This window comes from Pullulanibacillus sp. KACC 23026 (assembly GCF_029094525.1).
In the GTDB taxonomy this organism is placed as follows: domain Bacteria; phylum Bacillota; class Bacilli; order Bacillales; family Sporolactobacillaceae; genus KACC-23026.
The window spans coordinates 1,392,888-1,406,393 of record NZ_CP119107.1; the positions used below are offsets into that span (position 1 = coordinate 1,392,888).

13 protein-coding genes and 1 riboswitch are annotated in these 13,506 nt (G+C 42.9%); of the genes, 12 read left to right on the top strand and 1 reads right to left on the bottom strand.

Features of this window, described 5'->3' with window-relative positions; translation table 11 throughout:
- The first annotated feature begins 81 nt into the window (after positions 1 to 81).
- From PU629_RS06115 to PU629_RS06140, 6 genes are all read left to right on the top strand, one after another.
- Complete coding sequence (locus PU629_RS06115) at positions 82 to 852, top strand: electron transfer flavoprotein subunit beta/FixA family protein (RefSeq protein WP_275283403.1); 771 nt, start codon at positions 82 to 84, stop codon at positions 850 to 852.
- Between the two features lie 16 nt (positions 853 to 868).
- Complete coding sequence (locus PU629_RS06120; protein ID WP_275283404.1) at positions 869 to 1,846, top strand: electron transfer flavoprotein subunit alpha/FixB family protein; 978 nt, start codon at positions 869 to 871, stop codon at positions 1,844 to 1,846.
- A 172-nt stretch (positions 1,847 to 2,018) separates the two neighbouring features.
- Positions 2,019 to 2,333 carry a thioredoxin gene (gene trxA / locus PU629_RS06125; protein ID WP_275283405.1) on the top strand — a complete coding sequence of 105 codons (315 nt, stop codon included), beginning with the start codon at positions 2,019 to 2,021 and terminating at the stop codon, positions 2,331 to 2,333.
- A 975-nt stretch (positions 2,334 to 3,308) separates the two neighbouring features.
- Complete coding sequence (gene uvrC, locus PU629_RS06130) at positions 3,309 to 5,102, top strand: excinuclease ABC subunit UvrC (RefSeq protein WP_275283406.1); 1,794 nt, start codon at positions 3,309 to 3,311, stop codon at positions 5,100 to 5,102.
- Positions 5,103 to 5,186: 84 nt separating this feature from the next.
- Positions 5,187 to 5,364, top strand: a riboswitch (Lysine riboswitch).
- The gene (locus PU629_RS06135; protein ID WP_275283407.1) at positions 5,364 to 5,522 is read left to right on the top strand and encodes a hypothetical protein; all 159 of its coding nucleotides are present in this window, start codon (positions 5,364 to 5,366) and stop codon (positions 5,520 to 5,522) included. (Overlaps the previous riboswitch by 1 nt.)
- Before the next feature lie 22 nt (positions 5,523 to 5,544).
- The gene (locus PU629_RS06140) at positions 5,545 to 6,792 is read left to right on the top strand and encodes an aspartate kinase (RefSeq protein ID WP_275283408.1); all 1,248 of its coding nucleotides are present in this window, start codon (positions 5,545 to 5,547) and stop codon (positions 6,790 to 6,792) included.
- Positions 6,793 to 6,892: 100 nt separating this feature from the next.
- Here the strand turns inward: PU629_RS06140 and PU629_RS06145 are convergent, their stop codons facing one another.
- A complete protein-coding gene (locus PU629_RS06145; RefSeq protein ID WP_275283409.1) occupies positions 6,893 to 7,354 on the bottom strand; it encodes a YslB family protein in 462 nt (153 codons plus the stop codon).
- Between the two features lie 482 nt (positions 7,355 to 7,836).
- Between PU629_RS06145 and PU629_RS06150 the strand changes: the two genes are divergently transcribed.
- The 6 genes from PU629_RS06150 (at position 7,837) to racE (ending at position 13,441) form a co-directional block, all read left to right on the top strand.
- Positions 7,837 to 8,448, top strand: coding sequence for a succinate dehydrogenase cytochrome b558 subunit (locus PU629_RS06150; RefSeq protein WP_275283410.1), 612 nt, complete (start codon positions 7,837 to 7,839; stop codon positions 8,446 to 8,448).
- 111 nt (positions 8,449 to 8,559) lie between these two features.
- The gene (gene sdhA, locus PU629_RS06155; protein ID WP_275283411.1) at positions 8,560 to 10,311 is read left to right on the top strand and encodes a succinate dehydrogenase flavoprotein subunit; all 1,752 of its coding nucleotides are present in this window, start codon (positions 8,560 to 8,562) and stop codon (positions 10,309 to 10,311) included.
- Positions 10,312 to 10,329: 18 nt separating this feature from the next.
- On the top strand, positions 10,330 to 11,094 hold the full coding sequence (gene sdhB, locus PU629_RS06160; protein ID WP_275283412.1) for a succinate dehydrogenase iron-sulfur subunit: 765 nt from the start codon (positions 10,330 to 10,332) through the stop codon (positions 11,092 to 11,094).
- 452 nt (positions 11,095 to 11,546) lie between these two features.
- The gene (locus tag PU629_RS06165) at positions 11,547 to 11,762 is read left to right on the top strand and encodes a helix-turn-helix domain-containing protein (RefSeq protein ID WP_275283413.1); all 216 of its coding nucleotides are present in this window, start codon (positions 11,547 to 11,549) and stop codon (positions 11,760 to 11,762) included.
- 410 nt (positions 11,763 to 12,172) lie between these two features.
- Positions 12,173 to 12,640 (top strand): MarR family winged helix-turn-helix transcriptional regulator, encoded by a 468-nt coding sequence (locus PU629_RS06170; RefSeq protein WP_275283414.1) that lies wholly within the window; start codon positions 12,173 to 12,175, stop codon positions 12,638 to 12,640.
- Between the two features lie 9 nt (positions 12,641 to 12,649).
- Positions 12,650 to 13,441, top strand: a complete 792-nt coding sequence (gene racE / locus PU629_RS06175) for a glutamate racemase (protein ID WP_275283415.1) — start codon at positions 12,650 to 12,652, stop codon at positions 13,439 to 13,441.
- Positions 13,442 to 13,506 lie beyond the last annotated feature (65 nt).

The following is a 13,506-nucleotide window of genomic DNA, read 5'->3' on the forward strand; positions in this document are numbered from 1 at the left end:
TTGATGAAAACAGCCTATTTTTATTAGCAATTAGAATCACTTATATATATTTAGAGATTAGTAATTAAGGAGGGGCACATTGTGAATATTTATGTCATTATTAAACGTACCTTTGACACCGAAGAAAAAATCGCGATCCAAAACGGAAAAATTGTTGAGGATGGGGCGGAATTCATTATTAATCCATACGATGAATACGCCATTGAAGAAGCGATCAAAACTCGTGATGAACACGGGGGAGAAGTAACTGTTGTGACCGTTGGTGACCAGGATGCGGAAAAAGAGCTGCGTACCGCACTGGCAATGGGCTGTGACAAAGCAGTTCTTATTGACAGTGAAGAGATTGAAAATTATGACCAGACCTCTACCGAAACGATTCTTGCCACATTTTTTGAAGATAAAGAGGTCGATCTGATCTTTGCAGGAAATGTATCCATTGATAATGGGACGGGTCAAGTTGGCCCTCGAGTAGCAGAAAAGTTAGGAATGGCCCATGTTTCAACCATTACCAAGTTTGAATTGGAAGGCAGCAAGGTGAGACTTGAGCGCGATGTGGAAGGGGACGTCGAAATTATCGAAACATCCTTACCGCTTCTAGTTACGGCCCAACAAGGATTAAACGAGCCACGTTATCCTTCTTTACCAGGGATCATGAAAGCGAAGAAAAAGCCTCTTGAAGTTATTGAACTGGATGATCTGGACCTTGATGAGGATGAGCTTGAAGGTAAGACTGAGACAGTTGACGTCTACCTGCCTCCTGCAAAACAAGCAGGGAAAATTTTAGAAGGCGATATCGAAGAACAAGCAAAAGAGCTTGTTAGACTCCTAAAATCAGAAGCAAAAGTCATTTAATTCGGAGGGGATTCTCATGGGAAGAAAAACATTGGTGTTAGCAGAAGCACGCGATGGGGCATTGAGACATGTTTCTTATGAAGCCATTGCTGCTGGGAAGAAAGTCGCGGATGGCGGTGAGGTTGTCGCTGTTTTGCTTGGTCAAGGAGTTATTGAATTAGGTAAGACGCTTGGGTTTTACGGGGCAGACCGCGTCATTGTCAGTGAAAACGAGGCGTTAGCTCATTATACGCCAGATGGTTACAAACAGGCTTTGAAGCAAATCATCGATCTAGAACAACCGGAAGCGATTGTTATGGGACATACAGCTATGGGAAAAGACTTATCCGCTGGCCTTGCTGCACGCTTGAATTCCGGACTCATTTCGGATGTGACCGAAATTCAAGAAGAAAATGGGGAACTCTTATTTGTCCGTCCCATTTATTCAGGAAAAGCTTTTCAAAAGAAACGGATAAAGGAGGGACTGGTGTTTGTCAGTGTGCGCCCTAATAATATAGATGCTTTAGAAATAGACGAAAGCCGTGATGTTGACGTGCAGTCTGTTGAAGTCGTCATTAAAGATCTTCGTACTGCCATTAAAGATCTTCTTAAAAAGACTTCAAACGGCGTGGATCTTTCGGAAGCAAAGGTCATTATTTCGGGTGGCCGAGGTGTAAAAAATGCTGAAGGATTCGAACCTCTAAAGGAATTAGCTGACGTGTTAGGCGGAACCGTTGGCGCTTCACGTGGTGCTTGTGATGCGGGGTATTGTGACTATTCCCTTCAAATTGGTCAAACAGGTAAAGTGGTCACACCTGACCTCTATATTGCGTGTGGTATTTCCGGGGCAATACAGCATCTTGCCGGTATGTCTAACTCGAAAATTATTGTCGCCATCAACAAAGATCCAGAAGCCAACATATTTAACGTTGCAGATTATGGAATTGTGGGCGATCTCTTTGAAGTGGTTCCGCTTCTGACAAAATACGTGAAAGAAGTTCTCCAAGAAGCTTAAAATTAACCATTATTAATTTAGGCTGCATCCGATTTTTGTGAGAGATCGGTGCAGCCTTTTTCGGATTCAAACATCCAAGGATGAGGTTAAGCTAATCAATAGCATCTTCAGGTTCAGTCATGTTATACTGCAAGCGTAGTAGAGCAATACTACCATTAAGGAGGTTAGACATATGGCAATTGAACATGTGACAGACGAGAATTTTGCAAATAAAACTTCTGAGGGATTAGTCGTAGCCGATTTTTGGGCTCCATGGTGCGGACCTTGTAAGATGATTGCTCCTGTCTTAGAAGAGATTGATTCCGAATTAAGCGATAAAGTTAAGATCGTTAAACTTAATACGGATGAAAATCAACAAGTAACCGGTCAATACGGTGTGATGAGCATCCCAACACTTATCGTTTTCAAAGACGGTGAGATCGTGGATAAAGTGGTTGGTTTCCAACCGAAAGAAGCATTGGTTGAACGCCTTCAACAACAATTTTAATCCATGACAAAAAAGAAGCCTCAGGGCTTCTTTTTTTGTGAGAACTTATAAAATCCTCCAATTTGGATAACCTGGCTTTAAAATTGTGATAGTTTGATTAGAAAGAAAAAACTATGAGTAAACCTAAACGCGAGGGTGTAGGAGCCCACATCACACACAAAGGGCTCCCGTCATGCCAGATTTTTGTGCGTTGGAGCCTTCATCACACACAAAGGGCTCCCGTCATGCCAGATTTTTGTGTGTTGGAGCCTTCATCACACACAAAGGGGTCCCGCCAAGCCAAGTTTTTGTGTATTGGGGCCCCCATCACACATAAATGGCTCCCGCCCCGCCAAGTTTTTGTGTGTTGGAGCCTTCATCACACACAAATGGCTTCCGTCATGCCAAGTTTTTGTGTATTGGGGCCTTCATCACACATAAATGGCTCTCGTCATGCCAAGTTTTTGTGTATTGGAGCCTTCATCACACATAAATGGGTCCCGCCCCGCCAAGTTTTTGTGTATTGTGGCCTTCATCACACACAAATGGCTCCCGCCCCGCCAAGTTTTTGTGTATTGGAGCCTTCATCACACACAAATGGGTCCCGCCCCGCCAAGTTTTTGTGTATTGGGGCCTTCATCACACACAAATGGGTCCCGCCCCGCCAAGTTTTTGTGTGTTGGAGCCTTCATCACACATAAATGGCTCCCGCCCCGCCAAGTTTTTGTGTATTGGGGCCTTCATCACACACAAATGGGTCGCGCCAAGCCAAGTTTTTGTGTGTTGGAGCCTTCATCACACACAAAGGGCTCCACTCACGTTTTTTCGAGTGGCATACCCCAAAATTCGGGAAATGATTTTTAAGGGTCCTACAATACCTCCATTAAAGTTGAGTCGATTGTTTAACTTTCCAAAACTCTTCTAAAGAGAATCCATTGAAATTATGCTAAACTAAGACAATAAAACCTTATTATTAGACTTGTTAGAGGTGATGTCATGAATGACCTCATAAAAGAAAAGTTGGCGACACTCCCTGATCGTCCTGGCTGTTATTTGATGAAAAATAGTCAAGGGACGATTATTTATGTTGGGAAAGCCAAAATATTGAAAAATCGTGTCCGATCTTATTTTACCGGCAGTCATGGAGCGAAAACACAGCTCTTAGTCAGTGAAATAGCGGATTTTGAATACATTGTTACCTCCTCAGATATCGAGGCGTTAATACTTGAAATGAACCTGATTAAGGAGCATGATCCCCGCTATAATATCATGCTTCGTGATGACAAGAGCTACCCGTATATTAAATTGACAAAAGAAAGGCATCCGCGCCTTATCATTACGAGAAAGGTCACCAAAAACTCGGGGCGTTATTTTGGACCCTATCCGAATGTCACCGCTGCACAAGAAACAAAAAAGCTATTGGATCGCCTTTATCCGCTCCGAAAGTGCCGAACTCTGCCAGACCGTGTTTGTCTGTATTACCATATTGGTCAGTGCCTCGCTCCGTGTGTAAACGACATAAAGGAAGAGACTTATGAGGAAATGACAGAGAGTATCATCCGATTTTTAAATGGTGGGCACCAGGAAATTAAAAAGGAATTAATGGAAAACATGCAAAAAGCAGCTGAAGCCCTCGAGTTTGAAAAGGCCAAAGAGCTCCGCGATCAAATCCGCCATATTGAAACAGTAACCGAAAAGCAAAAGGTCCAATTCAATGATTTGACTGACCGCGACGTCTTTAACTATGCGTACGATAAGGGCTGGATGTGTGTCCAAGTCTTTTTCATGCGGCAGGGGAAGTTGATCGAGCGCGATGTGTCGATTTTTCCGTTTTATAACGAGCCTGAAGAAGATTTTCTAACGTTTATTGGCCAGTTTTATTTGCATGCGAATCACTTTAAGCCGAAAGAAGTCCTTATTCCAAATAAAGTCGACCTTGATTTAGTTCAAGGCCTCCTTGAAATCAATGTTGCTCAGCCGACTAGAGGACGGAAGAAAGAACTCGTTGAAATGGCCAGACAGAATGCCGAACTTGCCTTGAAAGAAAAGTTTACCTTAATTGAACGCGATGAGGAACGAACAGTGATTGCAATTGAGAACTTAGGTAAAGCTCTTAATATTCCGACCCCTCATCGAATTGAGACATTTGATAATTCCAATATCCAAGGCGTTCATCCGGTTTCGGCCATGGTTGTGTTTGAGGATGGCAAGCCTAATAAAAAACTCTATCGTAAATATCACATAAAAACGGTGGAGGGGGCCAATGATGTGGGGACGATGAAAGAGGTCGTCCGGCGTCGTTACAGCCGTCTTTTAAAAGAAAATAAACCGCTGCCTGATTTAATTCTCATCGATGGAGGAAAAGGCCAAATGCGTGCCGCACGAGAGGTGCTTGAAGATGAACTGGGTCTTGAAATTCCGATTTGCGGGCTTGCCAAGGATGATAAGCATAAAACGGCCCAACTTTTAATTGGAGAGCCTCCTGAGGCGGTCGAATTATCGAGAAAGGGGCAAGAATTTTACCTCTTGCAGCGCATCCAGGATGAAGTACACCGCTTTGCGATTTCCTTTCATCGGCAGACGCGTGATAAAGCTATGGCGAAATCGGTTCTCGATGGTATTGAAGGCATCGGACCTAAACGAAAGCAGCAGCTTCTCCGTCATTTTGGTTCAATTAAAAAGATTAAAGAGGCCAGCCTTGACCAGTTAGTTGAAAGTGGATTGCCCAAGCCCACGGCGGAACTTGTCCTTTCAACCCTAAATGAAAAAGCAATGAATGAGAAGGAATAAAAATTTCTTTTGTCATTCTATTAAAAAACTGTTATAATTCAATTTAATTTCATACGCAGTGTAGAGGTGGGGTCACCTCTTGTATGCTGTGATAGAGGCGCAATGAACAGGATTAAATACTCTTAGAAGGATGAGCTTCGATGAGGAGTATTGAAAGGGGACATTGCCGAAGTGAAAAATCGCTCATAAGGTTTTTTGCTGGATTCGTCCTGAATAAGGCCGGATCTGTCACACATTTATTGTGTGGAGGACTATCTGAGCATGTTGTCAAACGCAAATGAACGTTTAGCAGCAGTGAAGACGAGTTCTTTACTGCTGCTTTTTCCTTTTTTATTAAAAGAGGAGTTGAACGTCCTTGAGGGTGGCAAGATTCATCGCTTAGATCCATTTGAAAGATATGTGAGCCTAAAAGTGGGCTAAACAGGGATTGGAGGTTTTGAAAGTGACATTGCAAGTGATGAAGTTTGGGGGCACATCCGTTGGGTCTATTGAGAAAATTCAACGTGTAGGGTCTCGCATCCAGAAGAAGAAGGCAGCAGGTTACGATGTTATTGTGGTGGTTTCCGCGATGGGGAAGACGACCGATCATCTTGTGGACTTGGCTGCGGGTATAACAGTCCGCCCAAGTAAGCGTGAAATGGATATGCTGCTCGCAACAGGTGAGCAACAGACGATGGCCTTGCTTGCGATGTATTTAATCAATGAAGGGATCGAAGCCGTTTCTATGATGGGCTGGCAGGCGGGTATGGTCACGGAGGCTTCTCATGGTAATGCAAGAATCGCAGATATAAAACGAGAATCGATTCAAAAACAATTAAATCTAGGCAAAGTTGTTATCGTGGCAGGCTTTCAGGGAGTAACAGAAGATTTCGAGATAACGACATTAGGCCGCGGAGGGTCTGACACTTCTGCAGTGGCTCTGGCTGCCGCGTTTAAAGCAGAATTATGCGAGATTTATACCGATGTAGAGGGGGTCTACACCACCGATCCCCGTTATGTATCCAAGGCAAGGAAGCTTGCTGAACTGTCTTACGATGAGATGCTTGAAATGGCCAACCTTGGAGCAGGTGTGCTCCATCCAAGATCGGTTGAAAATGCGAAAAAATACAAGGTTCCTCTTGTTGTAAGAAGCAGTTTTAATGATGAGCCTGGAACGATTATTAAGGAGGAAACGTCAATGGAAACAGGATTAGCGGTCAGCGGTCTTGCTTTTGAAAAAGAAGTAACCAAAATTACTTTGCTTGGACTGCCTAATAAAATTGAAACTTTGTCGAATGTCTTCAAGGTACTCGCAGGAGCGGGGGTTAATGTGGACATCATTATTCAAAATGCTTTGGATAAAGAAACAACCTCGATCTCTTTCACGATTGCCAGCACCCATTTGGCAGATGCACTAGATGTGTTGAAAACGAATCAGCCAATCCTTAGCTATTCTGATTTAAATATTGAATCCAATCTCGCAAAAGTGTCGATCATTGGTTCGGGTATGGTCTCCAACCCAGGGGTTGCAGCGGACATGTTTGAAGTGATGTCTAACATTGATGTAAAAATTAAAATGGTCAGCACCTCTGAAATCAAAGTGTCAACGGTTATTCCAACAAGCGACCTCAATAAGGCATTAGAAGCGCTTCATGAGGCTTTTCATCTCGATTCACCGCTGGTTGAGCCTGAACTCTCCTCTAAAGCTTAAAAACAGTCAAAAAAAACGCGCAAAACATTGCGCGTTTTTTTTGGGGGAGAAAGACCTTTACTGAAAGAATGACTGCTTGATGAGGTCTTTTCCCGCCTGTTTATTCAGATTTCTTTTCAACTGGATCTTTTAAGTCCCATTGAATTTGAATCTCAGCCCGTTTTTGTTTTCCTGTTTTGACCTCCATGATCGCTTCGGCTTTATATTGGGTCAATCGTTCATATTGCTCAGCTAGGAAGCCGGTTTCGAGTGAAAAGGTCGTATGTTCATCGTCCTTTATTCGGGCTTCTATCAATTCAGAAGTCAGAAAATAAAGGCAGTGATCTTTTTTGCTTTCTTTGAGTTCAAGCTGACCCCAGCCGGCTTTTTCAAAAAATGCAGGAAGGTCCGCAACATCTTGCAATGGGTATTGACGAGCGAGCCGTCTTCCTGCCCAGTATAAGATTGGATGGGTTTCATCGCCCAATAATTCGGGAATAACAACCGTACGAAGCAGTTCAAGCCCAAAGGCTGATACATTCGTGTTTCCAATGACTTCGATTTGGGGTAATCTCTTTTCCATAAGTCCATCTCCTTCTTGACAGGCTTATTATATCGTCTTTTTTGATTGGACTCCAGTGCACTTTGTATCCTTGACGGACCTATATGTTGGGAGTACAATGGATGTGTTAAAAAAGTCTGTTCAAAATAAAGGAAGCGGTTGACTGATTGCCTTTTTTACTTAAGTCAAACCTTCGTTAATCGATCTTGAGTAAGATACTGGGGAGAGGTTACAGATTAATGCCATCTTCTTTTTTTTGATGTTCAAGTGAGAGCCCGAGCTCGTTAACTACATGAATTTTTGAACGGCACTCCCCTTTACATATATCATGGGGGCGGTTTAACGAAAGGTTTGTGAATTTTGTAACAATCTAGGTCATTACGTTGCTTGACTTCATTTATGATGAACAGGACTTGGAAAAGAAGCAGTGTCTTCTCTATCAGACTAAGTTGGGACTATTGAGACGACAACAAAACAAACACAAGGAAAAAGGGGGACATTAAATGGCACAGAGAGATTTTGTTAGCCGCAGACTGCATTCCTTTTTGGGGTTAATCCCAATTGGATTGTTCTTGGTTGTACACCTTACTGTTAACTTTTATGCAACAGGTGGTGCCCAGTCGTTTAACCAAGCCGCTAACTTTATGGAAAACCTTCCATATTTGATTTTTTTAGAAATCGTTCTCATTTATTTGCCGCTTTTGTTTCATGCCATTTATGGAATTTATATTGCTTTCCAAGCAAAAACCAACGTTAATCGCTTCAAATACTATCGTAACTGGCTCTTCTTTTTTCAACGTTGGACCGGGTTGTTCTTAGTTATTTTCCTAGCTTGGCACATTTGGGAAACACGTGTACAAATGGCTTTAGGGGAACCTCTTGACTTTAGTATGATGCAGCAGATTCTAAGCAATCCATGGATGTGTGCTTTTTACATCGTTGGGGTTCTATCGGCAGTTTTTCATTTTTCGAATGGTCTTTGGGCATTTATGGTTCACTGGGGGATTACCGTTTCTCCAAAGTCACAAAAGGCCATGGCTTATGTATCCGTAATTATATTCGTACTGCTTGCGATTGTAGGAGTAAGTGCCGTGTTTGCATTTGTTGGCGCTTAATATTTGATCTAAAAGGTGTAACGGCGTGAGCTTCTATTAATGAAGGACTGCCAATACGAACTGTTTTGCAGAGGCTATAAATATGCAGCTTGAAGTAGGGAGTGTGACAATATGAGTAACGGTAAAGTGATCGTCGTAGGCGGTGGATTAGCTGGTCTTATGTCAGCCATCAAAATTGCCGAAGCCGGCGTACAAGTCGATTTATTTTCGGTTGTACCAGTTAAAAGGTCCCATTCCGTTTGTGCACAGGGCGGAATTAATGGCGCTGTAAATACAAAGGGTGAAGGTGATTCACCATGGATTCATTTCGATGATACGATTTATGGTGGAGACTTCTTAGCGAATCAGGCACAAGTTAAAGCAATGTGTGAAGCCGCACCGGGCATCATCCATTTGATGGACCGCATGGGAGTTATGTTTAACCGGACGCCTGAAGGTTTGCTTGACTTCCGTCGTTTTGGAGGAACACAGCATCACCGTACAGCTTATGCGGGGGCAACGACTGGTCAACAATTGCTTTATGCACTTGATGAGCAAGTTCGCCGCCATGAAGTTAATGGGCTTGTTAAGAAATATGAGTACTGGGAATTCTTATCCACCGTTGTCGATGAAAATGAGGTTTGTCGCGGGATCGTTGCACAAAACTTAAAATCTATGGCGATTGAAACGTTTGCTGCCGATGCGGTTATTTTAGCAACAGGCGGATGCGGTATTATCTTTGGTAAATCTACTAATTCGATGATTAATACAGGTACAGCGGCAGGTGCTGTTTATCAACAAGGCGTTCATTACGCTAACGGAGAATTTATCCAAATTCACCCAACAGCTATCCCAGGGGACGATAAGCTTCGTCTCATGAGTGAATCTGCTCGCGGTGAAGGTGGCCGAATTTGGACGTACAAAGATGGGAAGCCATGGTATTTCTTAGAAGAGAAGTACCCAGCCTATGGTAACCTTGTTCCTCGTGACATCGCAACACGTGAAATTTTTGATGTGTGCGTCAATCAGAAACTTGGTTTGAATGGCGAAAACATGGTTTACTTGGACCTTTCTCATAAAGATCCGCACGAGCTTGATATTAAGCTTGGCGGTATTATGGAAATCTATGAAAAATTCGTAGGCGATGACCCTCGTAAAGTTCCGATGAAGATTTTCCCAGCTGTTCACTATTCAATGGGCGGACTTTGGGTAGACGTTAATCAAATGACGAACATTAAAGGGCTATTTGCTTGCGGTGAAGCGGACTATCAATATCACGGTGCTAACCGTCTAGGTGCGAACTCGCTTCTTTCTGCTATTTTTGGCGGTATGGTGACAGGACCTAACGCAGTTGAATATATCGATAACTTGGACAAACAATCCGAGGATCTCTCTTCACGTCTCTTTGATCAAAATCGTTTACGTGAACAAGAAAAATACGATAACATTTTGGCAATGGATGGAAAAGAGAATGCTTACATCATTCACAAAGAACTTGGGGAATGGATGACGGACAACGTGACAGTAGTTCGTGAAAATAAGAAGCTTCTTCAAACCGATCAGAAAATCCAAGAGCTTATGGAGCGTTATCAAAGCATTAACATTAATGATACTTCTAAATGGAGCAACAGCGGCGCTTCCTTTACTCGTCAATTGTGGAATATGCTCCAATTAGCACGTGTGATCACGATTGGGGCATACAACCGTAATGAAAGCCGCGGCGCGCACTATAAGCCTGAGTTCCCAGAACGTAATGACGAAGAATGGTTGAAGACAACAAAAGCAACCTATAATGCTGAGAAAAATCAACCAGACTTCTCTTATGAAGATGTTGATGTTTCATTTATTAAGCCGCGTAAACGCGACTACTCGACAAAACATTAATAAAAGGGGGATCTAACAGTGGAAGAGAAGAAAACCGTTCGCTTTATTATTCAACGGCAAGACGGGCCGGATGCGACCCCTTACGAAGAAGTATTCGAGGTGCCTTACCGTCAAAATATGAACGTGATTTCGGCACTGATGGAAATTCGCCGCAACCCGGTTAATGCTAAAGGAGAACCAACCTCCCCTCCACAATGGGAAATGAACTGTTTGGAAGAGGTGTGCGGAGCTTGTTCTATGGTTATTAACGGGAAACCGCGTCAGGCTTGTACCGCTCTAGTCGATAAGCTTGAACAGCCTGTTCGCCTTGAACCAATGCGGACATTCCCTGTTGTTCGTGATTTAGCGGTTGACCGCAGCAGAATGTTTGAAGCTCTTAAGAAAGTAAAAGCCTGGATTCCAATTGACGGAACTTATGATTTGGGTCCTGGACCGCGTATGGCTGAAACAAAACGCCAATGGGCTTATGAGCTTTCAAAATGTATGACCTGCGGGGTTTGTCTTGAAGCTTGTCCAAACGTTAACAGCAAATCAGATTTCATTGGACCTGCTCCTCTTTCTCAAGTTCGTTTGTTCAATTCACATCCAACGGGTGCTATGAATAAGAAGGAACGTCTTGAAACGATTATGGGAGACGGCGGGATCGAAGGATGCGGAAACTCTCAAAACTGTGTCCAGTCTTGCCCTAAAGGCATTCCATTGACCACTTCAATCGCTGCACTTAACAGAGACACCGCCATTCAGGCATTTAAAAATTTCTTTGGCAGTGATAATAATATTTAATTTCAAACAGAAGAGACAGACCACTAAAAGGTCTGTCTCTTCTTTCGTGAGGATCGCGGGGAAACTAAAATTAAAGAGAGAATGGGGGAATAGCGTTTCCCTGAACCGAATTTTGATGAAACCACAATCGTTCTCACTCTACTAAGCAAAGAGAAGCTCGTTATTGACCCGTTTTCTTTGGGATTTTGGCCAATTCACAGTTAGTTTTTGTTTAATTTTAGTCACAGATCTATCGTGTTTGACATATTTTAAAGGCATACCTTTGCCATTTTATCGACCAATCTCTTAGAGGGATTTAATCAACTATTTTAAAGAATTCTTTCTTTGAAAATAGGTTAAGCGCTTTTGGATTTTCTCTGTATTTCTTTCACATCTAACAGGATGAGGACATAAGATATGGTGACTAAATACCTTTCTCACAGCTCTTTGCTCGGAGCAAGGAGGGGGAATTGTTGAACCATCGACCAAAGCCATTGTTAACTAAAAGGGAAAGAGAAGTTTTCGAGCTGTTGGTTCAGGATAAAACAACTAGAGACATTGCTCAAGAACTCTTTATCAGTGAGAAGACAGTTCGAAATCATATTTCCAACACAATGCAAAAACTAGGTGTTAAGGGTCGCTCCCAAGCGGTCGTCGAATTGCTTCGGATCGGAGAACTGGAGCTATAGAGAATAACCGACCTTCAAAAAGGGTCGGTTTTTTTCTTTTGGCAAAAATGGAGTGCCAAGGCGTGGGAGACTTGCCCACGAAACCAACAACCCATCAAAACGCGGCGAGAGTGGAGTCAAATTGGTGAGATGGGGGCTCCAACACACCAAAACAAGGCGTAAAGGAAGCCAAAAGTGTGAGATGAAGGCTCCAACCCACGAAAACAGAAGAGAAGAGAGTGAAAATGGTGTGCAAGACAAGCTTGTCCACCGGAACGAGGGTGAGCGGAGCCCAAAGTGTGAGAGGGGGCGTCGCTCTCCACTCCCAATACGAGATCTGTGAGAAGTTGGGAATTTCTGCTCGCACGTGTATTCAACTGTGATAAAATAAAATTAAGTGTCTATTATTATATTGATTTGGAGGAAGCTTCATGGCTGAAATCAGTGCCTTTGATGCTCAAAACTATACAGTTCTCGAAAAACAATTACGGTATGTGGCTTCTCGGATTCGGGTAACCGGACGTCAAATGCTGACAGAAGTTGGCATTACCCCGCCTCAGTTTGTCGCGCTGCAATGGATTTCTGAAGAAGAAGGGATAACAATCGGTGAACTTTCTTCTCATTTGTTTTTGGCTTTTAGCACGACAACTGATTTAATAGATAAGCTTGAAGAAAAGGAATTTGTCGAACGAAAAAAGGATACAAAAGATAAACGATTAGTCCGCATTTTTCTTAAAGAAAATGGAGAGGCCATTATCCAATCAGTTATCCGCAAACGGCAGGAGTTTTTGGGAGAACATCTCGCAACCATTCCAAGTGAATTTGTGGAAGCTTTTCAACAAGGATTAGGACTGCTCTATGCAAGCATAAAAAAAGAACAGGGACATCTAAGAAAATGAGGCGATGATGTGAGACAACCGATTGGAGTCATTGATTCAGGCGTCGGTGGCTTGACTGTTGCCCGTGAGATCATAAGGCAATTGCCTAACGAACAAATCCTTTATTTAGGTGACACTCGGAGATGTCCTTATGGGTCAAGGCCAGCCGAAGAGGTTATTGAATATACTTGGGAGATGACGCGTTATCTTTTAGCCAAGGATATTAAGCTCCTTGTGATTGCTTGTAATACAGCAACGGCTTTTGCTTTTAATGAAATTAGGAAGGTGCTGCCTATTCCCGTTGTTGGGGTGGTCTATCCTGGGGCGAGGGCTGCGATTAAGATGACTCGCAATCGTCACGTTGGAGTTATTGGAACAGTTGGAACGATCAGCAGTAAGGCTTATAATCAAGCGCTTCACGGCCTTCATCCTTATATTAAAATTACAAGTTTGGCCTGTCCTTCTCTTGCTCCACTTGTGGAATCGGGTAAATTAGAGGGTGAGCAGTCGCTTCAAATTGTGAGAAATGAGCTGCTTCCTTTTAGAGATGTGCCTATTGATACCTTGATTTTAGGCTGTACCCACTATCCATTCTTAAAACCGTTTATTAAAAAAGTAATGGGGGAGCATGTTCAATTAATTGACTCTGGTGAGGAGACAGCGCGGGAAACGAGTACTATTCTTTATTTGAAAGGGCTCTTGTCTCAAGAAAACCCTCCACCTCATGAATTTTATGCGACAGGTTCGGCACAGGTATTGGAGCGGATTGTAAGGGATGGGCTCAAGATCAAAGCGATTACGCGAACTGTTCAATTGGTTTAGTTCATGGACAACTTTTTTTGGTGAAAGTGGTCTATTTCTTCTGAGGGCTCGTATACATAGTAGTA

What these genes read in the sequence shown, in the direction of transcription:
- PU629_RS06145 (WP_275283409.1), bottom strand. Translation starts at nt 7,354, where the DNA reads ATGGAAAAGAGATTACCCCAAATCGAAGTCATTGGAAACACGAATGTA.
- PU629_RS06120 (WP_275283404.1), top strand. Translation starts at nt 869, where the DNA reads ATGGGAAGAAAAACATTGGTGTTAGCAGAAGCACGCGATGGGGCATTG.
- PU629_RS06135 (WP_275283407.1), top strand. Translation starts at nt 5,364, where the DNA reads ATGTTGTCAAACGCAAATGAACGTTTAGCAGCAGTGAAGACGAGTTCT.
- PU629_RS06150 (WP_275283410.1), top strand. Translation starts at nt 7,837, where the DNA reads ATGGCACAGAGAGATTTTGTTAGCCGCAGACTGCATTCCTTTTTGGGG.
- uvrC (WP_275283406.1), top strand. Translation starts at nt 3,309, where the DNA reads ATGAATGACCTCATAAAAGAAAAGTTGGCGACACTCCCTGATCGTCCT.
- PU629_RS06170 (WP_275283414.1), top strand. Translation starts at nt 12,173, where the DNA reads ATGGCTGAAATCAGTGCCTTTGATGCTCAAAACTATACAGTTCTCGAA.
- trxA (WP_275283405.1), top strand. Translation starts at nt 2,019, where the DNA reads ATGGCAATTGAACATGTGACAGACGAGAATTTTGCAAATAAAACTTCT.
- sdhA (WP_275283411.1), top strand. Translation starts at nt 8,560, where the DNA reads ATGAGTAACGGTAAAGTGATCGTCGTAGGCGGTGGATTAGCTGGTCTT.